The sequence below is a fragment of the Bifidobacterium sp. SKU genome (assembly GCF_026016405.1).
Taxonomy (GTDB): Bacteria; Actinomycetota; Actinomycetes; order Actinomycetales; family Bifidobacteriaceae; genus Bifidobacterium; species Bifidobacterium bifidum.
On sequence record NZ_CP092890.1, the window covers coordinates 2,208,005 to 2,230,811 of the forward strand.

Annotated in this window: 12 protein-coding genes and 1 tRNA gene; 9 read left to right on the forward strand and 4 right to left on the reverse strand. The window is 60.7% G+C overall.

Annotation, left to right across the window (positions count from 1 at the left end; translation table 11 throughout):
- Positions 1-37: 37 nt before the first annotated feature.
- A complete protein-coding gene (locus tag MMB49_RS09355; protein ID WP_265067866.1) occupies positions 38-7,753 on the reverse strand; it encodes an LPXTG cell wall anchor domain-containing protein in 7,716 nt (2,571 codons plus the stop codon).
- Between the two features lie 618 nt (positions 7,754-8,371).
- On the opposite strand from MMB49_RS09355, the gene MMB49_RS09700 reads away from it, so the two are divergent.
- Positions 8,372-8,923, forward strand: coding sequence for a helix-turn-helix domain-containing protein (locus MMB49_RS09700; RefSeq protein WP_047271159.1), 552 nt, complete (start codon positions 8,372-8,374; stop codon positions 8,921-8,923).
- 185 nt (positions 8,924-9,108) lie between these two features.
- Here the strand turns inward: MMB49_RS09700 and MMB49_RS09365 are convergent, their stop codons facing one another.
- A complete protein-coding gene (locus MMB49_RS09365; protein WP_003815886.1) occupies positions 9,109-10,236 on the reverse strand; it encodes an ABC transporter ATP-binding protein in 1,128 nt (375 codons plus the stop codon).
- A gap of 453 nt (positions 10,237-10,689) precedes the next feature.
- Positions 10,690-11,601 carry a hypothetical protein gene (locus tag MMB49_RS09370; RefSeq protein ID WP_022173966.1) on the reverse strand — a complete coding sequence of 304 codons (912 nt, stop codon included), beginning with the start codon at positions 11,599-11,601 and terminating at the stop codon, positions 10,690-10,692.
- 549 nt (positions 11,602-12,150) lie between these two features.
- Here MMB49_RS09370 and MMB49_RS09375 point away from each other — a divergent pair.
- The 7 genes from MMB49_RS09375 to MMB49_RS09405 all read left to right on the forward strand — a co-directional run bounded on the left by MMB49_RS09375 (position 12,151) and on the right by MMB49_RS09405 (position 20,493).
- Positions 12,151-14,625 (forward strand): serine/threonine-protein kinase, encoded by a 2,475-nt coding sequence (locus MMB49_RS09375; RefSeq protein ID WP_047271161.1) that lies wholly within the window; start codon positions 12,151-12,153, stop codon positions 14,623-14,625.
- Between the two features lie 150 nt (positions 14,626-14,775).
- Positions 14,776-15,750 carry a DsbA family protein gene (locus tag MMB49_RS09380; RefSeq protein WP_003815893.1) on the forward strand — a complete coding sequence of 325 codons (975 nt, stop codon included), beginning with the start codon at positions 14,776-14,778 and terminating at the stop codon, positions 15,748-15,750.
- Between the two features lie 188 nt (positions 15,751-15,938).
- Positions 15,939-16,012 (forward strand) — tRNA-Thr (locus MMB49_RS09385).
- 353 nt (positions 16,013-16,365) lie between these two features.
- Positions 16,366-17,826, forward strand: a complete 1,461-nt coding sequence (locus MMB49_RS09390) for a G5 domain-containing protein (protein ID WP_047271163.1) — start codon at positions 16,366-16,368, stop codon at positions 17,824-17,826.
- A gap of 20 nt (positions 17,827-17,846) precedes the next feature.
- Positions 17,847-18,788, forward strand: a complete 942-nt coding sequence (rsmA, locus tag MMB49_RS09395) for a 16S rRNA (adenine(1518)-N(6)/adenine(1519)-N(6))-dimethyltransferase RsmA (protein ID WP_080588879.1) — start codon at positions 17,847-17,849, stop codon at positions 18,786-18,788.
- Positions 18,785-19,825 carry a 4-(cytidine 5'-diphospho)-2-C-methyl-D-erythritol kinase gene (locus MMB49_RS09400; protein WP_192829125.1) on the forward strand — a complete coding sequence of 347 codons (1,041 nt, stop codon included), beginning with the start codon at positions 18,785-18,787 and terminating at the stop codon, positions 19,823-19,825. The genes rsmA and MMB49_RS09400 overlap by 4 nt, the downstream gene beginning before the upstream one ends.
- Before the next feature lie 41 nt (positions 19,826-19,866).
- A complete protein-coding gene (locus MMB49_RS09405; protein WP_003815003.1) occupies positions 19,867-20,493 on the forward strand; it encodes a LytR C-terminal domain-containing protein in 627 nt (208 codons plus the stop codon).
- 91 nt (positions 20,494-20,584) lie between these two features.
- On the opposite strand, the gene MMB49_RS09410 is transcribed toward MMB49_RS09405, so the two are convergent.
- Positions 20,585-21,997: a CCA tRNA nucleotidyltransferase gene (locus MMB49_RS09410; protein WP_003815005.1), complete on the reverse strand. Its 1,413-nt coding sequence runs from the start codon at positions 21,995-21,997 to the stop codon at positions 20,585-20,587.
- Between the two features lie 91 nt (positions 21,998-22,088).
- Between MMB49_RS09410 and MMB49_RS09415 the strand changes: the two genes are divergently transcribed.
- Positions 22,089-22,742, forward strand: a complete 654-nt coding sequence (locus MMB49_RS09415) for an NUDIX hydrolase (RefSeq protein ID WP_003815006.1) — start codon at positions 22,089-22,091, stop codon at positions 22,740-22,742.
- Positions 22,743-22,807: the final 65 nt, after the last annotated feature.

Here is a 22,807-nt window from a genome sequence, read left to right on the forward strand (position 1 = left end):
TTTTCTGTTTGGCAGGTACGGTTTGTCTATGTGGTCGTCACGAGGCATGGGCACCTCGCTTTCGTATACGGCTGGAGCCCGAGCGGACTGTGCCGGATTGAACGCGTTGATTACGCACGTACCAGACCACGCCAGCTCCCATAAGCAGCAAGCCGAACATCAGGAACCACATCGTGCCCGCGCCTCCCGTATCCGGAAGCAACGCCGCATTGGTAACAATGGCCACGCGTTCCTTGGTGTTGTAGGAGACCGATACTTGGTATCCGGCCTCCGCGGGCTTGATGGTCTTGGTGGTATCGCCGTCCTTATAGGTCACGGCGGTTTCTTCCACGGTGTACGTGTAGTAACGCACGATGTCCTTGCCGTTGGCATCCTGTCCATCCACGAATGCGACCGGCAGTCCTTGAATCACCTTGCGCCAGGTGTTGCTCCAGGAAGAGGCATCGGAGGAGTCCAACGTCACCGTCCATGGATTCTTCTGCGTCACGGTTGTGCAATCCGCGCCGAAGCATTGAATCGTCTGCGGCGTCACCGTATTGCCACTGCCATCGGTATAGTGCGCGGCGATCTTCAGTTCGACCGACTGCGGCCGTTCGAGGTTGCCGTCCTTCCATACCTTCTGGACGGTCAGGTCAATGGTTCGGCAACCGTCCTTGCCGCACGGGTCCTGGCCGTCGTCCGGTTCGGGGGTGAGTCCGCCGTTGTTGTCGGTCACGGTCGCGTCGAGCATGAGCACGGCCTTGGCCGGGGACTGGTAGGCATCGAGCTTCGTCTTGGTGCTGCCGTCCGTGGAGTTGACCACGGCGTCCTTAATGCCGACCCAAGTGGTGCCGGCGTCGCCGGATGCGGAGCTGTGCACAGCGCTGCTGTCGTATGTGTTGACCACGTCGAACAGCTTCACTTCCCAACGATCGAGTCCGGTGTTCAGCGCATCGTCTGCCGTGTTCTTCTGCGAGAAGATCTTGTTGCCGTCCTGTGCGGAGGTGCGGGCCTCACTAGCGTTCGCGGCCGCCTTGCGGTAAATGCGATAGGTGTTGTATGCCTTGTCGCCGTTGCCGTCATCGACCGGCCCAAGGATGTCGCTCATGGTGTTGAAGTCCCATACGGACTTGAGTTTGGTGTTCGAGAACGGGTCGACCAGTCCGCTGGTGCCGCGGATCGTGTCGGCGTAGACCATGTGGTCGTCCGCCAGCACGCCCTCGTCGTTCAGTCCGGCGAAGCCGCCCGTGTAGCCTGTGGAAAGATCCTTCACACCGTCGGTATCCTGAGTTGCCCCTCCGCCGAACACGTCATAGCCACTGGCGATGCCCGTTACGGTGGACTGTTCCACGCGAGTACGGTTGCCCTTGATGAGCTGGACGGTCAGGTTGCTGCTCGACCCATTCATATCAATGCCGTCTTTGCTGCAAGGCAGTTTGATGACACTATCGCCGATGGTGACAATCGCCACGTCGGTCTGCTGCTGGTTTTCATCATCAGCCTTGGACAGAGCAACGCTCACCTTCAGTCCGAACAGGTTCACGTACAGCACGTTGCCTTCCGAAAGCACCTTGAGATCGAATACCTTGCCGAAGATGGCCGGGAACCACTTGCCTAAATCGATGACGCCGACCTGTTCCGCCTTGTCGAGGTACAGGAGCTTGACCAGCGCGTTCACCACATGCAGCAGCAGTTCCACAAGTACAGAGTTGACCTTCGCGTCAACCAAATAGGCACGGCTGGTTTCACCGACGAATCCGCCGGCAATCTCACCGCTAGTGACCTTCTTGAGATTGTCAGACGCGCAGCCCTTCACCCTGGCCAAATCCGCGTATCCAACAAAACCGCCTGCGACCTCGCGTCCGGTAGCCTTGTCGGTGGCTTTGCCGTAATTGTCGCCATGGTGTGTGGCGGTGACGGTATAACCGTCCGGGATGCCGATGACGCGCGAATCGCCAACGTGCGAGCCCCAGATGTCAAGTACGCCGGCCGTGGCACCAAGCAGATTGAGCGCATCTGTGCCGAGCTGTGCATTGTCGGCGGCGACCGTGCCGGATTTGCCAAGATGCCCGATGAAGCCGCCCACGTAGTTCACGCCGGTCACACTGTTGAGGTTGGTGACCGCAGACTGCTTCACAGAGCCATTGATCAGCCCACCGCCGAAGCCACCGGCCGCACCGGTGTAACGCTTCGAGTCAAGCATGCCCTTTGTGGTGGAATCATGGGCGACAATCTGGATGCCGTCGCTCACACCGTTGATCCGACCGTCATAGATGAAGGTGCGGAATGCTTCGAGCACGCCCACGTTGCCGACCTTGAGCAGTTTGAGCAGCAGGTTGGTATTCTGCTTATCGCCGGCCTCGCCGCCGCCGACGGAAGCGACGCTGGACACATCGGCAAGGCCGAAGAAGCCGCCCGCGTATTGCCCGCCTTCAACGGCGCGCAGCCCGGTGACTGTAAGTGCGGCTGGGTCATTGTTCGGATCCGCTTCACTGCCGGTGCCTTTGGCGGAATCCTTGTCACCGAGGATCGAGGCCTGCAGCGAGCCGGCGAAACCGCCGGCGTTCAGGGCATACTTGGTTGTGGTGTTACCCTTATCGTCCTTGGTCTCATATGCGCCGTCGACCGTGTATCCCCATGCCGGGTCATCCGAGCTCACATGTGCACCGCGAATCGTCGTAACCGTGGCCTGCAATACGCTGACCAGACTTGCCGGGGTCGAGACCAGCGAGTCGAGGATTCCTTGCAGGAATCCCTCGGATGCGTTGGTGTCCACATCCGCGACCGCGCCGGCAGTGGCCACGCCGATGAATCCGCCGACGTTGTTGCGGCCTTCCACCTTGCGCAGGTTGGAAACGTTGGCACCAGCAGCGGTGACACCCTTGACAAGCTTCTGGCCGTTCTGGCCGAGATCGCCCCAGATCTGGCCACCGACCGCGAGACCGGCATAGCCTCCGGCATTACCGGTACCGTGCGTGATGTCTTCACCGGTGGCCACGACCTTCATACCCTTGCGGTAGCCGGCCACGCTCGAAGATTTGACGACGGGCACAAATACCTGTGCCACGTCGAGCATCTGTCCCAAATCAAGTTTGATGCCTTTGTCGCCGAATAGTTGGATAGAGCCGAACGAGGATGCCGAGCCGGATTCCATCGTGCCCGCATAACCGCCTGCCGCACGCATGGCAGAGACGGTCTTGACATCCATCGACTGGCCATCGGTGATCGTGCCGGTGCGCATCAGACCGACGTGTCCGCCGGCGACGCCGGAATCATGCAGGTTCGCGCCGGTCCGATACTCCGCACGTCCTGTGACGACGTTGAATCCGAAGATGTAGGATTCGAGGAACTTGTCCAGGGAATCCTGATCAGTAACAGAGCCCGCACCATCGCCCGTAGCTACCTCGGTAAATTCCTTGCCATACGCACCGTACTTGCCGATGTTGTCGACCCACGTCTTCCACTGGTCGTAGCTCATATTGCGCAGCGGACCGGTGACCTTCGTGTGCTCCTCGGTCGGGTAGACCACGGACAGCACGCCGGCGAGGTTGCCGGCCTTGATGAGACCGCCGAGCAAGGAGAGCGAACCGCCTTCAGCGGTATCGGCCGCTTCCATGAAGCCGGTGTAACCGCCGGCGATTTCGGCACCGTATACACTGCGGATGCGCGCGGCGTAGGCTACGCGCTGCGGCCCGTTGTATTTGCCGCCGGTATTCTCCTGCTTCCACGCTGCTGTGTTGTTGCCCCAGATATGACCGCCACGATTACGACCTGCATAGCCGCCGGCCATGCCGCGGCGTGTGGTCGTATCCGATGCCGCCTGGGCACGCACCGCGCCGCCGCACACTGCGGCATCGGTCGAGCTGTTGCGAATCGTCGGCGTGAAGTCCTGCACGAGCGAGAGCAGGTTGTCGAGGTTGGCAAGCTTCTTGAGCACGCTGCCGTCACCAAGCACGTTCGCCACGGCTCCCGGCTGCATGGCGCCCACGTAACCGCCGGCCGAAACCTGGCCGATGATGTATACGAACTCATGAGAGCTCGAGTCCTGAATGTGGCCGCCTTCGATGTCTCCGGCGAAACCACCAGCCATACCCAGTGGATCGGGCTCATTGTTGGCATTCCTATGATCTGCGGCGCTGGCCAGAACAGAGTATCCGCCGATGCCGCCAGTCACATCGGAGTGTTCAATCGTCGAGACGACGACATCCAGCACACTGAGTACATCGTTGAGATTGACGTTCTTGCCGAGCAGTCTCAGGCCACCGCCCACAGCTGCCGCCGAGCCGATGTCCATTTTGCCGATGTAACCGCCGGCGTATCGCGCAGCGGTGACTGCATATGTGCTGTCTTTGCTCAGATAGGTGTCATTGATTGATCCGGCGGTTTCCAGATTCTTCGGTGCCTTGACATCAGTATGGCGCAGTTGGGTCACACTGGAATGGGACACCTGCACACCGGAACCGTATCCGATGTAGCCGCCGGCGGAACCGGATTGCGTATCGGATTGGTCAAGTCGGGTGGCGGAAACGGTGAAGCCGGGATCGTCCGGGTCGGAAATCTTGTTGCCGCTGGTGGTCTCCACGGTGGTGGCATCGGAATGCACACCCGCGTAGGAGATGAATGGCACATAGCCCTGCACCACCTGCAGCAGGTTGGCGAGATCCACCGTACCGAATTTGCCGAGCAAACTCAGGCCGCCGTTGCCAGCCGAAGCGAGCGCACCGGAGACAACCTTGCCGCCGAAACCGCCTGCGTATGCGCCGCCGGTCACATGGTCGAGGTTGACAACGGCCACGGGGTTGGTTTGCACGCGGGACTGTACACCGGCCAGCGTTGAGTCGTTCTTGAGATCGGTTTCGGAGAACTGATTGACTTTGCCGCTTTGGAAGTTTCCCGCATAGCCGCCCGCGATATCGCCTTCGACATAACCGCCGTTGACGTATGTCACGGTGGTATCCGTATAACTTGGAATCAGATACGGTACGGCACCGAGCAGGTCGTTCACGGACAGCAGGCCGCCTTTGATCAGGCCATCCAATACGCTGGAATCTTCTGCGTTGCTGAGCGCGTCGGCGAGGCCGCCGGTGGTGGAGAAGCCCACGAAACCGCCTGCCACACCATCGGACGTGCTGGTATCGGCTGTGACCGATTTGAGGTTTGTCACATGGCTTTCCCGGGTCTTGGTGCTGTTGGCCTGACCATAGAAACCGCCTGCAGCGTAATCGGTTGTTTCGTTGTTCTTGTTCTTGCCGGTTGCCGCAACCGTGAATCCGCCAGAGATGCCGTTCACGTTCGATGCAGTGACTGCAACCGAAGAATATTGGGCAACCGATAGCAGACCGGAAAGCTTGATAAGCCCGAGCACATTGAGACCGCCAGCGCCGATGGCGTCGCCTGGTCCAGAGAAGCCAATAAAACCGCCGGCTTCTCCCTTGGCCGAGACCGTGGCCAGATTGGTAAGGTTCGTGTGGGTCACGTCGCCGCCGGTGGCGCATCCGATGGCACCGCCTGCATAATATGAACCAGCCGTCACTGTCAGGCCGGATGCCGGAGCGGTGACAGACATGTTCTCCACGGTGAACGCGGCAAACTGGTCAAACTTCTTGAGCATGGCAATATCGCCAATTTTCACCACACTGTTGAGCAACCCAGCTACCGTTGTCGGTTGCAGATTGCCGACGATGCCACCCGCGTAGGAGCCCGTGGCCGTGACCGATTCAAGGCCTTCTATGGTGGTGGAACGCTGCTGTGGGAAGTCACGACGATTGTTGTACTTCCAGAATGTGAGTTTTTGAAGGCGGTTCTGCGAGGAATCACCGATCACCGTACCCGAACCTTCACCCACAAGGCCGCCCGCGTAATCACCGCCGGCAGCAACTGTGAAGGAACCCTTCATTTGTGTACCGAGAATCGCAGAAGGATTCACACCGACGATGGATAGCAGTTCTCCTGCACCGTTATTGCTGCCGCTCAGCAATTTAGTCACAGCCTTGGTGAGCTGTTTCAACAACGATGCCTTCGTGGTATCGTCCGTACCGAGTTCCAGGCCCCATCCCACGGAGGCGAATCCGGTGAATCCTCCGGCGTGGGATCTGTCGGCAGTCACGGCGACCGAAGCCGTAATCGAATCATTGACAGCATAGGCATTGGCCATGGCACCGTTGAAGCCGCCGGCGTAGTCTTCGGCCTGCACGGTGATCTTATCGTCACCGTTTACCGTCAGGCCACTGTTTTCGATGAGGCTCTGCGGACGCAGCGCAGACAGCAAGTCGACGCCAAGCGAGTTAATCAGACCGCCCACGTTGCCGTTGCGACTTACTCCGGCAAAACCACCGGCATATTGCGTTGCCCGCACGGTGAAACCATTCGTGCTCGTCACCGAAGAGTTCTCAATGATTGCACCAATCTGCGCACCGACAAAGCCGCCGGCCTGCGGGTTGTCCTTGTTGCCGATCACCACGTTCTTTTTGAACCCGTTCACCGAACTATTCGAGATAACCGGGTTGTAGTAGCCAACCGGAATCAAGGCATTCAGCCCGAGCGTGCCGGACAGCAACCAGTCCACCAAATCGCCCAGCCCGAGGAACGGGATGACGTTCAGAATCTTCGAGAGTAACTTGGTGAGCGCTCCTACGATGCCGGAGACTGCATCGTATCGGGTTGCGCCCTCAACATATCCCACGAAACCACCGGTCATACGGCTTACGCTAGATACCGAAACATCTGCTACCTCGCAGTCCGTAACCTTGGTGTCCCCGTAGATACGGCCGGCAAATGCACCCGTGGCGAGGTTGGAAGGATTTTTTTCGTGCAGGGTGAGCAGACCTTGAAGATTGAGGTCAAGATCTACTTGTCCGAATGTCAATAGTTTTAACGCCTTCAACAGTGTGTCGAGCAGTAATCCCACTGCCGAAGTGAGCATACCGAGCAAGGTCGGCGGAATATACGATTCACTCGTATGATTCGTCACCGACACATCCTGCAGCTTGAGGTTCGACACCACGGCCGTACCGGCGCTGCCCAGACTGTTGCTGTTCATCACGGTCTTGTTCGTGATCGAGGCGAAGAAGCCGATGCCCTGCTGCTTGCTGACATCCAGCTGGTCGCCTTTGACATTAGAGACCATATCTTTCTGATTGACGACCACATGGCTGATGACCGGCCGAGCTGCGGTAGCGTGAACCACGCTTGCGCCATCGGCACCAACAGCCTTCCACAGGCTGGCTGCGGTGTCGCCGTCATTGGAGACAGCACCGAGCATAGTGCCGGAGAACATGAGCGGAGTCCACTCGGTGTTGTTGGTATCTGCCGCGTTCTTGGACAGGTCGATGTCACGGAAGATCAGGTAGTTGGCGTCTGCGGAATAGGTCAGGCCGGTGTTGGCAGCGGAGTAGTCCGTTTGCGTGCCATCAGCACCCACGCCGTAATACTTGGTGCGGGTCTTTTTGCCGCTGGCGCTTAACGCCGTGCATGACAGCAGTGGACTGTCGTGGTCGGAGGCATCAGTATCGCGCAAAGTATCTGAACCGGAGAGATCGGCGTCACCGGCGTATTCGGAAGACGGCGTGCCGTCGTCCACCCACTGGTACTTGCCGAGTCCTTGTCGCGTGCAAGTCTGCTTGACCTTGTTGATGCGGCCAATAACCTTCTTGCCAGAACCAATCGCACGCAGCTGCTGCTCGTTACCAATCAGGATGTAGGTCTTGCCGTTGATCTCCTTGGTGACCTGACCCTCAAAGTCACGGCCGCCAAGCGCCGTCGCGGCGACCTGCACATTGGCCTTCGCCGGCGATTGATCCGTCGCATTTGAGGAATCGTTCTTGGCATCTTGAGAAGAAGCATCGTTTGGAGCCTGAGTTTGGGCTCCATCATTAGCGGAATTGCCAGCGGTAGCTTCTGCTGAGTCGTCCGCCTTATTGTCTGTCGCGCCATTTGAGGATTCGGAAGGTGTTGGCGCACCGTTTGATGTATTGGCCTCTTCTGACGTCTTATCGTCAACGTTGACATTGCGAGCAGAAGGAGCAGCTACGACAGTATTATCCCCCCCCCCCCCAGAAATTACGGCGTTAGGAGAGCTACTCACATCGTCTATATTCTGAGCATATGCTGCAGGCACCATGCACACGATGGACAAGGAAACAGCAATAACCGAAGCAAGGCAACGCTTCAAGGCATGGCGCTGCCTTCCAGATTCCTGTTCTGTTCCTCCGTTAAACCCGCAACGGACGAACTTCGATTTCGAGCCCATTGTTTCCCCTCATAGATTCGCAATCCCTTTTTCGGGAGGTCACTGCATACAATTATACAAGAAGTTGGCCCGTTGTCTAATTGAAAGTGCAACACCCGTTATTGGAGATTGTCCAGATAACCAGTCCGAAGGGATGTTGCACCTATGGGGAAAGTATATTCGCACCTGTCGGAAGAGGAACGCCAGGTCATCCAGATCGAGGTCGGCAACGGCACGAGCGTCAGGAAGATAGCCCGTTTGCTGGGACGCGGCCCGTCCGGCATCAGCAGGGAGATCAGGCGCAACACGTGGTTCCCGTCCAACGAGAGCGAGTCCTACCGGCCGTACCGGCCGAAGCGTCTGAAGACGGGCCCGTGGACGGGCCGCTACTACAGCGCGGGCCCCGTGCAGCGCAAGGCCGACCGGCGCAGGGCGAAGCCGCGCAAGCCATACCGCCTGTCATTCGGCCGCCTGTGGGCGCGGGTGGACGAATGGCCGGGTAGAGGCTGGTCGCCGCTGCCGGTCAACGGCATCATCCGCCGTTGCCTGCCCAAACGCACGATCATCGAACCCGGTATGGCAAGAGAGCTCCAGGAGATCGTCGACGAGACCGACAACCGTCCCATGCGCGTGCTCGGCCACCGCACGCCCGCCGAGGCATTCGCCGACGAGCTGCTAAACTTGCAAGACAAACAAGGATGTTGCACTTCCAAATAGACAACGGGGACAAAAGAACAAAAAGTTCATTTGCGGGGGCCGGTTAGCGTATGTCTTTCTGGGCAAAAAGAAAAGCCCCGCAACTACGCGGGGCTTTTCCAACGAGGCCATAAGAGAGGAAGAGAATCGCCTCGTTTAATGGTTGGCATGACCGGAGTCATACCAAGTATCTGCTAGTTCCTCTACTAGTTCAGACGCAGCTCGGTCGACGGAGCGAACAGGTGCATCTTGGAGGGGTCGATCTTGATCTTGACGGTCTGGCCGATCTTCGGCAGCGCACGCGGGTTCACACGAATCGTGGTGAGCTTGTTCTGGTCGGACATCATCGTGGACGCCTCGGCAGCGGAGCCATCGGTGATGATGGTGCCGTAGATGTAGCCGTCGGAGCCCAGATCCTCGATGTTCTGAACCTTCAGCGAGAAGGCGTTCGGATCGTCCGGGGTGGCCAGCGTGGCATCCTCGGGACGGAAGCCGACGACAATCTTGCCGCCATCCTCAGCGGTCAGCTTGTTGACGGCCTCGGCGGGCAGGTCGACGGTGTCCTCACCGATCTTCGCCTTGCCGTTGACGACCGGGTGAGTGTTGATGTTCATCGACGGGGAGCCGATGAAGCCGGCGACGAAGACGTTGGCCGGGCGATCGTACAGCTCGGTCGGAGCGCCGACCTGCTGCAGGACGCCGAGCTTGATGACGGCGATGCGGTCGCCCATCGTCAGAGCCTCGGTCTGATCGTGGGTCACGTACAGGGTGGTGACGCCGAGCTGACGCTGCAGGGCAGCGATCTGCGTACGGGTCTGCACACGGAGCTTGGCGTCGAGGTTCGACAGCGGCTCATCCATGAGGAAGACCTTCGGCTCACGAACGATTGCACGGCCCATGGCCACGCGCTGACGCTGACCACCGGACAGAGCCTTCGGCTTGCGGTCGAGGTACTCGGTCAGATCCAGGATCTCAGCGGCCTTCTCGACGCGCTTGCGAATCTCTTCCTTCGGGGTGCCGGCGATCTTCAGGGCGAAGCCCATGTTGTCGGCGACGGTCATGTGCGGGTACAGAGCGTAGTTCTGGAAGACCATTGCGATGTCGCGGTCCTTCGGCTGCATCGTGGTGACATCATTGCCACCGATGAGGATGCGGCCCTTGTTGACCTCTTCCAAGCCGGCCAGCATGCGCAGAGTCGTGGACTTACCGCAGCCAGACGGGCCAACGAGCACCAGGAACTCGCCGTCCTTAATGTCAAGGTTCAAATCATCCACAGAGGGCTTATCGTTGCCCGGGTAGATACGAGTGACGTGGTCGAATACGACTTCTGCCATGATATTCATCCTTTCAGAGGCAGGTACGTGCCTCACGATCCGTTGTAAAGGGATTACTGTGCCTTGATCATCAGTCCCTGCACTGGCAACATCAAACCGCAGCGTTTTTTCCTTCGGTTCATTGAAGACTCTCTTCGTTGAGCCACGTACTACTATACACGTCCGCTGGAACACGTCAACACGCGCGTCTGAAACGCGGACGTAACATCGACGGGCCTTCAACCGGTATCCCGCAGCCGGCATTATCCTTACTCCGGCCTCATCTCAGTCTCCCTCCTCCCATCCATCTCCCGCCTCTCCCCCTCCCCAAGTCCTCTCCTCTTTTTGCGTTCCTAAGTGCGCGCCGAAACGACGACCGTGCGCACATAAGTACGCAAACAGGGCCATTTGCGTCCGTATGTTCGCGCACTTGTCGTTCCGGCGCGAACTTAGGAACGCAACGGCGCTTCCGGCTCAATCGGCATGCTCGAATATTGGGTGCGCCCCGGCACGCGGCACACCGGCCTGCATCAGCTTCATGACGAACGGCGCGCGCTGGACCACTTCGATGTAATTCGTCCGTATCACAACGCTCACTCCGGCCTCTTTCAGATCCTGTTCGCGCTGCCTTTCGTCACGGACCACCTGCCGAACATCCCGGTTCGACGTCATCTCTGGATCGATGTATTTCTGCATACCGTCAAACTCCAGCACGATGATGCGGCCATCTTCCGTATGCCAGATGAAATCGACCCGGCCCGCCTCCTTGCCGGTCACGCGGCTGTAAAACGTATGCTGCAATTGCGGAGGAACAAACCCTTCTTCGATGGATACAGCCCGGCAGAACGACTCTCCTCCGTTCTCACTGCGAGCATCCGCATAATGCAGCAGACGAAATACCGGCCCACAATCCACTCGCAGACCATCACAGACGGCGACGATCTCCTCGCGGGTCACGAGCCCCCGGCGCAACGCGGAATCGAACATCGACAGCACGTGCTCGAACGGATACAAGAGCGCGCAGTCCACCAAGGTTCTTGCCGGACTGGTCACACGTACCTCGCCGATACATACATTGTCACGCAATGCCCGTTCGTGGGCGATCCGGTCAGCCAACTTGCTCACCTGACTCCAGGTATTCGACCCGTCCTGTGCTGCTCCATCACCGCGAGGCCGGTACAAACGGACCACATGGCAGTCCTCCCGTATATCGGATCTACGCACCGAGATGCGCCGCAGCCGGTGGTACGACCGGCGTGACTTGGTGAATCCGTCAGTCGCGATGTACACGTATGGCTCGTCATGCAGCGTCCATGAGTGCTCGAACCCGTAGATGACCGCCGCGCTCAGTCCGGCGAATACGCGCTCGGGATGCCGTCTCGCCATTTCGCGAATGACATGTGACGCTTGCTCAATGGGATTCAGACCATCCCAGTATTCACGACGCGCGTACACGCTGCGAAATGGCCGCACGACATCGCCGCAACGAGTTCGCCGCAGCATCGCCTGTCGTTCCGCCGGGCTGGACGCGGAACAGCATCGCCCGTCCATTTCCGCCCGGTTCATCAGATCGTCTAGATGCTTGTGCTGTCTCATATGTTGATGATGACAATATGGACCGCCGCTGCGCAAGCGAATCCGGGGTATGTGGTCGAAGGCTAGGCGATTGTGGATAACTCGGCGCGTCGCGGCGGCATCAACGGCTGTGACGACACATTTGCGTTCTTAAGTGCGCGCCGAAACGACAAGTGCGCGAACTTAAGAACGCAAACCGGCCCATTTGCGTTTCTAAGTGCGCACAGTCGACGTTCCGGCGCGCACTTAGAAACGCAAACGATATCAGGGGGGTAGAGAGTATCGGAGAGGACAGCAGGGGGAGGAGGAATATCAGGGGTAGAGAGAACGGGCACAGGGCGGTGAGTAGGATAGGAGGGTATGAGCGATGCGTTGAATTTGGAGCCCGGAGCGTTGGTCGGCGGCTACACGCTGATGTCGCGGCTGGGATCCGGAGCCATGGGATCGGTCTGGCGCGTGCATGACGACGGCGGCGAGGAATACGCGATGAAGATATTGCGCGATTCGCTCGCCGATGACCGTTCGACGGCGTCCGCGCGCGATCAGATCACGGCACGTGAGCGGTTGCGCCGAGAGGCGATGGCGTTGAAGAAAGTCAATCATCCCGGCGTGTGCGGCATCGTGGACATGGAGTTGGATGATTCGCTGGCGTTCATCGTCACCGAGCTGATCGAGGGCAAAAACCTGCGCGACGACGTCGCCGCGAATGGGCCATACGTCGCCGATGACCTGGAACGACTGGCATCCAAGCTGATGGACGCAGTTAGGGCGGTTCATGCGGCGGGCATCGTGCATCGAGACATCAAGCCGACCAATGTGATGGTTTCGGCGACCGGCCCGGTTCTGGTGGATTTCGGCATCGCCATGGGCGAAGGCGAAAGCCATGTGACGCGCACCGGCCTGGTGATGGGAACGCCGGGGTTCATCGCGCCGGAGATTATCGAGGGAACCGAATCCGATGAGATCACGGACTGGTGGTCCGTGTCGTCGGTGCTGGCATTCGCGGCAACCGGAAAGCCCGTTTTCGGCACCAAGCCGATGATGGCGGTGCTGGAACGCGAGGCGTCCGGCAACGCGAACCTCACAGGTCTTCCCGCCACCACCATGACGGCGTTCCGTGCGGCGCTGAACCCGGATCGCAGCAAGCGCTGCACTCCGGAGCAACTGCTGCAGGCGATCACCGTGGACGCGTTCAACCCCGACGCCTGGCAGCAGTACGACGATGACGCCGCGCAATCCGGTCAGACGGATGTGATGCGCCCTTTTGACCATACCGGTCTGCGCAACCCGCGTCTGTTATGGCGCCCGCATGAGCCGGCCGGATCAGGTGAAAAGCCGACTGCAGCCGTCACCAAGGCAGGAATGCCAAGGCAAACCGCGATGTCCGGCGTTCGGCCCGCTTTGCAGCGGATCATCGGACAATCGGCGCCCTCACCGTATGCGACGGTTCCGCCGATTCCGAGGCTCCCAAACGTCGGCCAAGCCGCTGACGCTGCACCCGCCAGTCTTCGACGGCTACCATCAATCGGGACAGGAGCAGATGCCGGAACCTCGGACGGAACCGTACCGCTCCGGGGAGCACCGCTACCGGGAAATATCGCGTCTTCTCAGGCACCCGGCAACGACCAGACGGCGCCGATGATGTCCCGCCTCACCCCACCTATGCCGCCGACCATGCCGGTCGGCACCGAAGCGACCGAATCGTTGCGCCCACAGCCGACATCGGTTCTGCCCGCCTCCACCATGCCATTCGATTCCACGGTCAGCGTCGGACGAACCATGCCCATGCAACCGCAGCCGACGACGGCCCTACCCACGGACGATGCGGACATAACCGGAGCAACGGCCGTAATCGAGCCGTCATCATCCGCCGACACCGCGGCAACCCTGGCGATGGATGATCCAGTGTGGTCGGGGCGCCAGCAGATCCCCACCATGACCATGCCGCCGCTGAGCCCCCAGCAGATCTTCGCCGACCCTGATGAAGCCGCAACGCCGACGACCGCAATGCAACCCGGCCAGCCCGCACAGCTCCAGCCAGCCGCGCAATTCCAGCCGTCCATGCAAGCCATGCCGACAGCGCAGGCCATGCCGCCGATGGCCATGAACCCGGCAGACATCAAGCGCCAGACCTATCTGCGTCAAGGCACGCCGCTGCTCGCCGCATGGGCAGCGCCCATAGCCGCAATGGCCGCGAGCATGCCGTTGGCGGCAATGGTCGCAGCCACGCTGCTGTGCTGGCTGCTGCTGACGATAGGCTATTCGACAGACGCCCAGCTGCAACGCGAATACAGACGCGGCGGCACACACAGCGCCGGCGACACCGCGATGCGCATCATCACGCTGCCATGGCACGCCCTCAGGGGGTTGCCTGCGGCAATAGGGCGCGGGCTGCTCGCCGTCGCGACGCTGACGCTGGGATCCACCCTCGCGACGCTGATCTTCAGTCTGCCGGTCGTAAACACGCGGTTCGCCATAGGCGGCATCACCATTGTGGTACCCATCATCGCCGCCTCCCCCGTGTCCCCGTCGGGTCTGGCTCTGGCCATCTGCGCGGCGATCAGCTGGATCATCGGTATGCTGGCGCCCGCACCGACCATGCTGCGACTTGGCACCGGCACCCTGCTCGGTCTCAACCGGCCCACGGGCTCCAGCGGCGCAGGCATGCTCCCCGAATCGTCCGACAACGAAACCGCTCCCGCGATATCCGCCCAACATTCCGGGCGTGAATTCGCCGTATGGATCGCATGGGCGGTGATTACACTCTCAGCGTGCACGCTGCTCGGTCTCGGACAGGGCATCAACTGGTGGCCGCTGCCCTCCAACGTCGCATAACATCCCCATCCCAGCTGCATGCCGAGCGACGGCAATGCCCGGTTTGTAGCCATTGTCACGTTCCATCATGCGGCAAACGGCGCAACCCGCCGCCGGAAAAGCGAACCCTTCTACTACTATGGGCAACAAACCGGCAGGAAAGGGATAACTGTGGCACAAAAGAATCAGAACGCGAAGCGCAACACCAGGGCAAGCCGTCGCGCCGCCGAAGAGAAGGCGGCGCAGGAGAAGGCGGAGCAAGCGGCCAAGGAGCGCAAGCAGCAAACCATCATCGGCGCGGTGGTCGTCGCCATCATCGTCGTGCTGGTGGCAATCGCCGGCTTCGCCATCTATGGAGCCATTCACAAGAACGACGTGGCGAAGAGCACCACCGAGGAGCAGGCATACCAGCAGCTGCAAAAGGTCGAGACCAAGCCATCGGCGGCCGACGACAAGGGCGGCATCCTCATCTCCAGCGAAGGCTATGGCAAGAAGGTGTCCGGCGCCCCCACCGTCGCCGTGTACATGGATCCGCTGTGCCCCGGCTGCGGCGAGTTCAACCGCCAGACCGATCCCACGCTGATCTCGCTGGTGGACGCGGGCCAGATCAACCTGGAGATCCACCCGATGTCGTTCATGGACGAATACTCGACCGACGAATATTCCAGCCGCGCCACCGGCGCCATCCTGTACATCGCCAGCAATGACGACAACCCCGATCACCTGCTCAAGTTCATCTCGAACATCTACGCCGAGGACTTCCAGCCCGGTGAGGCCAGCGAATACAAGTCGGTCAAGAACAAGGCGCTCAAGCAGCAGGCGATTGACGCCGGCGTACCGCAGTCCGTGGCCGACAAGGCGTTCAACGGCGAATACAGGAAATGGATGGATGCCATCAACCTGTACACCCCGAAGCGCCCCGAACTGTGGCAGGTGTCCGGTTCGAACAAGGGTGTCATGAGCACGCCGACCATCACCATCAACGGCAATTACTGGGATCGCAACCAGCTGTCACTCGCCGGCATGAACAACAAGACCGGCATCATCGCGTCGCTGGGCCTGAAGGAAGACGAAGTCGGCCAGAAGGGCACGATGCCGTCGATCGGCGAATCGGGCAAGCCGATCTCGCTGACGACCGGCGAATGACGAATGACCCGTCATGCCCCGCAAATGAACGATGACACCCACGTAGACCCGTGTCGCGCTGTGATCTTCGGCCCCGGCCGGAGGAACCGCAACACGGGTTTGCGACATTCTGAATTGACCAGCGCGGTGAAACTGGTAAGCTGGTCAATCGTTCGATGACACCTGTCCGCATTGTGCGAATGGGGTCCGCCTCCTTAGCTCAGATGGCCAGAGCGGCCGCCTTGTAAGCGGCAGGTCGTCGGTTCGATCCCGACAGGAGGCTCGCGGCACAGCATACCGCGTGTCATGTGCGATGCACGGTCGACATGTAGTAAGCTGTGTTTACATATAGTCTTACCTTGTGTAAGTGCCAGAAGCCTTCCCCCAACTTATGGCTTCTGGAAGGCAGAGCGTCCCCCAATTAGCTCTGCCCACAGGGGGCGGGACAATCCCCTTCTCTCCCGCCCCCTTCTTCTTTATTTTGATATATATGACCACCCCAGTAGCTCTGCGGCAGTCCTTCGGGCAGGGCAAGAAGTACCAAATGTGGGAGTATGGGTGACGGTCGTGCGATGCCCAGCGAAGCATCATCGTGATTGGTTACAATGCTAGCCGTAGCTCATGGAAGGATGACATATGGCCAGGCGGTGGACACCACGACGTTTTGTTCGATTGCGTCGCATTCGGGTGGCGATCTGCGCCGTCGCCGTGGCTCTTGCCTCAACGGTCGCATTCGGCGTCGCCGCACGCAAGACCATCGCACTCAGCATCAACGGCGACACCCAGACCGTCACCACGTATGCCATGAGCGTGACGCGCCTGCTTGAAGAGCGGGGCGTCGACGTCAAATCCCATGATCTGGTGCAATCCACCAGCGGCGACATCCTCAGCAATCATGACGTGGTCACGGTCAGCAGCGCATATCAGACGACCATCAGCATCGACGGACAGCGCGTGCCGTTCTGGACCGTGGCGACCAGCGCCTCCCAGCTGCTCGGGTTTTTCCAGCAGAACGAGAACGAGGCCGCGAAAGTCACCGTGGACATCGACAACATCTACAGCCAGCTCACCGGCGGCATCGTCATCAACGAGTCCGGCCCGGTGACGGTCATCGCTGACGGCAAAACGTCGGTCGCGCCGAATGGCAAGCTTCCCGCCGCGTCGATTCTCGATTCCAAAGGCATCAGCCTCAACAAGGAAGACCGCGTCAGTGTCGAGAAGGACGGAGACAAGACCGTGCTGCGCGTTCAGCGCGTCACCCACGGGCAGGAGACGACGACCGTCGCCATTCCCCATGGTTCGCAGACGATTGTTGATAAGTCGTTGAAGCCAGGAACATCCGTGGTCCGCCAACAGGGGGAAGACGGCGAGAAGAAGCAGGTCTATAACGTCACGTATGTCGATGGCATCGCAGAGACGCGAACGCTGATTTCGGAGACGACCACCAAAATCTCCCTCGACACCATCGTCGTCGTAGGCCCGGAGAAGGCCGCCGAACCTTCCGACACCAGCAAGGGGCAAGCCGATAAAGGCAGCGACAACGCCGGCAAGTCGGGCAACAAGTCGAATACCGGCAAGTCGGATGGCAACTCCTCGAACGGCAGCACGTCCGGCGCAAACAAGTCGGATGATACGTCGAACAATGACAAAAACAATGACAAGAACAACGGGAATTCGGGCAACAACGGCAATTCCGGGAACTCAGGGAACTCAGGCAATAGCGGCAACTCCGGAAACTCGGGAAACTCCGGCAATTCCGGCAGCAGCTCGCAGGGACGCCTATGGCACCCGACCGCCGCGCAGGCCAAAGCCTACGCATCCGGCGCGGCCGCACAGCGCGGCTGGACCAGCTACGACTGGACATGCCTCGACAAGCTGTGGACCCGCGAATCCAGATGGCTGTGGTACGCCGAGAACGCGAAGACCGGCGCCTACGGAATTCCGCAGTCGCTGCCTGCGAGCAAAATGGCCGAGTTCGGCGCAAATTACCGTGACGACGGCGCTGTGCAGATCGACTGGGGGCTGGCGTATATCGCCCGACGGTATGGCAGCCCGTCCAAGGCATGGGAACGCTCCGAGCAAATCGGCTGGTACTGATAGCGAGCGTTATGACTGACATGAATCCATCCCCTGCACCTTCCGGAGCATCCGCAGCCGCCGAGAAACCCGCAGTCGCCGGGCGACTGCTCGGCGCGGCCGACATCCGTCACATAGCAGCCGAAGCCGGCATCAGCCCGACCAAGAAATTCGGCCAGAACTTCGTCATCGATCCCGGAACAGTGCGCCGCATCGTGCGCGAGGCCGCGGTCACCGCCGATACGCGGGTGCTGGAAGTCGGCCCCGGATTGGGGTCGCTGACACTGGCCATCCTGGAAACCGGCGCCACGATGACCGCGGTCGAGATCGACCCGCCGGTCGCGCAACGGCTGCCGCATACCATCGACACATACATGCCGGATGCGAGGAACCGCCTCACGGTCATCAACAAGGACGCGCTGGCCCTCACGTCGGCGGACCTCCCCGAGTTCAGCGGCGACGAACCGTTCACCCTGGTGGCGAACCTTCCGTACAATGTGGCCACGCCGATCATCCTGACGCTGCTGGAACGCTTCGACATGCTGACGTCCTTCGTGGTGATGGTGCAGAAAGAAGTCGCGGACCGTCTGACCGCCACTCCCGGCTCGAAGATTTACGGCGCGCCCAGCGTGAAGCTGGCGTGGTACGGCTCGGCGGAACGCGTGGGCAACATCGGGCGTCACGTATTCTGGCCAGCGCCGAACGTGGATTCGGCCCTGGCCGGGTTCACCCGTGTCCAGTCGCATGCGGGCCCGCGCGACCCCCAGTTGCGCCAGCTGACGTTCCAGTTGGTCGACGCGGCCTTCAGCCAGCGTCGCAAAACGCTGCATGCCGCACTCAAGCGCATGGTGCCCGATGAAGTGTTCCACACGGCGGGCATCGACCCGACACGCCGCGGCGAGACGCTGACCATCGACGAATTCGCCGCTCTGGCGACGGCGCTGAGGCAATCGCAGCATGAACAGGGGCAGGCATCATCATGAGCGCCACAGCAATGGACAATGTACGGTCAGCGACACCGGGTCAGGTGCGGCGTTCGCCAAGCGTCCCCGCGCATTGGCCCATCCGCCGTCATGTAGCAGCCGCGGAAACGACACCGGCCGGGCCGCTGCACTCGGTGGAGGTCACGGTTCCCGCGAAAACCAATCTGACGTTGCACGTAGGGCCCGCCCATGAGGAATGGGGCGGCCGGCACGCGCTGGACACGATATATTGCGCCATCGGCGTCAACGACGTGGTGACGGCGACCGCCAAGACCCCCGGCAGCGGGTTCTCGCTCGAACTGAGCGGCGAGCATCTGGGTGATCTGGCATCGAGCGGCAGCGACATGCGCCGCAACCATGCGGTGCTTGCGTTGTTCGCGATCGCCAGGGCCGCGGGGCGGGAGCCGGACGTGGCGCTGCATGTGGACAAGCACATTCCCGTCGGCGCCGGATTGGGCGGCGGATCCGCCGACGCGGCGGCGACATTGCTCGCCGTGAACACCCTGTGGGGACTGCACTGGCCGATTGAACGGCTGCGTGACATCGCCGCCACGCTCGGCGCCGATATGCCCTTCTGCCTGGAGGGCGGATATGCGCATGGCACCGGTTTCGGCGAGCGGATCATCCCGCTGGAGGATGATTCATCGTGCGTTCAGACGCTGCGAGACCGCGGATTCGCCGGCCAATTGCTGGTGGGAGCGTACCATGCGCAATTGAGCACGCCGAATGTCTACTCGACCTTCGACAAGATGGGCGCGGGAGACGGCGACGACAACCATCTGCAGCGCGCCGCGGTCGCCTTGCACCCCCGCAGCGGCGAAGCCATCGAAGTCGCCCTGGCCGCCGGGGCATCCCGGTCATTCGTTTCCGGCTCCGGCCCATCGGTCATCGCGTTCGTACCGGACGATGCCGTCGCCCGCCGCGTTCGCACCGCATGGGAGCAATCCGCCACGGTGGATCGCATCATCGCTGCGCAGGCGCCGGCGAGACCGGTCATAACCGTCCTGCCATCCCTGTCTTATCGCGTCAGACAGTGACGCTAATCTGTGTACCAGTCTCGTAAGAAAAGGACGGACCCATGACTCAGCCTTATGACGAACGCGCGGAACGCAAGCGTTACATTCGCCGCCGCCAGCAGATCGTATTCTCCTGTGTCGGCGCGGTGCTTGCCGTCGCCCTGGTCGTGTCGGCGCTGTTCTATTTCCATGTCGGGGGTCTGGGCATAACGGCCACGTCCGCAGTCAAGCCGAATTACGGCGTGCGCGTGCCCTGCTCGACCAAGGACGCCAACGGCAAAAACCAGACATATTCCAACTATGCGAACGTCAAGGTGCGCGTGCTGAACGGCACCAAATTCGTCGGCTTCGCGAAGGCCGTCAGCACCGCGCTGTCGAACCGCCAGTTCAAGGTCACCGGCTGGGACAATTACAAGGGCAAGAAGGTCGAGCGCACCACAATCTATTTCGGCAAGAACGCCATCAACGAGGCGTACACGCTGAACACGAACTTCACGGACGCGGTGATGGTGATGGATGACCGCGACGACAAGCTGATTGACGTGGTGCTCGGTGCCTCGTTCAACGATCTGGCCAACAAGGACAGCCTGCCGAGCGGCGACACCGCCATCGAAAACTTCGAGGGATGCGTGCCCGTCCAGTCAATGGGCACCTTGCCCAAGGCCCTCGATCATGAGAAGGTGGAATGACGGCCAGCATCGTCATGACGGCCTGAAACCCCCGATATTCGGCGGCTGCCTGCCTTACGCGGACAGCCGCCGAACCGTTTCTTGGGCACATTTACAGCGACGCGTGCCACCGCTTGAGCTCGGCCACCGCGGTGTCATGGTCGACCGGACCGTTATCGAGCCGGTATTCCAGCATATGCTTGTATGCGCGGCCGACCTCCGGGCCGGGAGCGATGCCGAGGATGGTCATGATCTCATTGCCGTCGATATCCGGCCGGATGGCGTCGAAGTCCTCTTTCTCCTTGAGATCGCGCACACGCTGCTCCATCTCGTCCATGGCGGACGAGAACACCATCGCCTTGCGACGGTTCTGAGTGGTCGCGTCGGCGCGGGTCAGCCGGTTCAGTCGCTCATATAGCGGACCGGCGTCCTTGACGTAGCGTCGCACGGCGGAATCGGTCCACGGTTCTTCGACATACCCGTGGAACCGCAGATGCAGGTTCACTAACTCGCTGACATCCTCGACGAGATGATGGTCGAACCGCAGCGCCTTGAGCCGTTTGCGCGTCATTTTCGCGCCGACCGCATCATGATGATGGAAGCTGACCTTGCCGCCGGGCTCGAACCGGCGTGTTTTCGGCTTGCCGATGTCATGGGTCAGCGCGGCCAGGCGAAGCGTCAGGTCGGGAGCGGGCACGGGGCCTTCCGGCCCGGTCTCCAGCGCTATGGCGCGATCGAGCACAATCATCGTGTGCTCGAACACGTCCTTGTGGCGGTGGTGCTCGTCGATTTCCAGCTGCAGGGCGGGAATTTCCGGGAATACGATATCGGCGAGACCTGATTCGACCAGCGCTTCGACACCCGCCCTCGGACGATCGGACAGCAGCAGCTTCGTGAGCTCGTCACGCACCCGTTCAGCGGATACGATGTCGATGCGATCGGTCATGTCGCTGATGGCGGCAGCCGTGTCGGGGGCGATGCTGAACCCGAGCTGTGCGACGAAACGCACGGCACGCATCATGCGCAGCGGGTCGTCGTCGAAGGACTGATACGGATCCACCGGCGTGCGTAATACGCCTTTAGCCAAATCGCTGGCGCCGCCGAACGGGTCCACGAACTCCAGCTGCGGCACGCGCAGCGCCATGGCGTTCACGGTGAAATCACGGCGGGACAGATCGCCTTCGAGCGAATCGCCGTAGCTGACTTCGGGCTTGCGGGATTCGGGATCGTACGTGTCGGACCGGTACGTAGTGATCTCCACCTTGACTTCGGTGCCGTCCTCGCGCCGGCGCATCGCACCCAAAGTGCCGAATTTGCGGCCCATATCCCAGAAACCGTCACGTCCCCAATGACGCAGGATCGGCTCGAACTCGTCGGGATGGGCCGAAGTGCAGAAATCGAGGTCGTGGGAACGCCGGTGCAGCAACAGGTCACGCACGGGGCCGCCCACCAACGCCAGCTCGTACCCGCGAGCCGCGAACAGGTGTCCAAGTTCAATGGCTTCCGGCCAAACTTCGAAATTCACACGAGGCCTTTCCATAAAGTATTACCGCTTTTATGCGTATTCAAGCATACCGTTACCCCACCTGCACGCGGTATTGAGTAAGGTGGAAGTCATGATTACGCCCGCAGACCTCGCGCGCATGCTTGCGCATGCTGCGGGCGACCATACCCAAAATCCGCTCGAACCCGATACGTTGCTCTATACGTCCGAGGCTCCGCGCACGCCGAAAACCGTTGTCAGGCCACCGGAACCACGCTTTCCCACACCTGCGATGATGCCGCAGCGACGGGCGGGCGACGGGCCGACCACATTCGCGTCGCTGGACGCTCAGGAGCTCCCGGTGGTGCGCGAATACTCGGCCGGCGGCCTGGTGTTCGACGAGCGCGGCCGTGTGGCCATCATCGCGCGACACTCCCGCAACGGCCATCTCGAATGGTGCCTTCCCAAGGGCCATATCGAAAAGGGCGAGACGCCGCAGCAGACCGCCGTGCGCGAGGTGCACGAGGAGACCGGCATTCTGGGTGAGGTGGTCGAGTCCATTGCCACCATCGACTATTGGTTCACCGGTACCAGCCAGCGCGTGCATAAGCTCGTGCATCATTTCGCGCTGCGCCAGATCGGCGGCGACCTGACGGTGGAGGGCGATCCGGATCATGAAGCCGAAGACGCCATCTGGGTGGATTTCGATGATTTGGATGACGTTCTCAGCTATCCTAATGAACGCAAGATCGCTTGGCTCTACGCAAGGAAAATGAAGCAGGGATGATCGCGAACAGCCCCGAGCACGGTCAGGCCGTGCCATCGTTATCTCACCGAACGACACGCCTATGG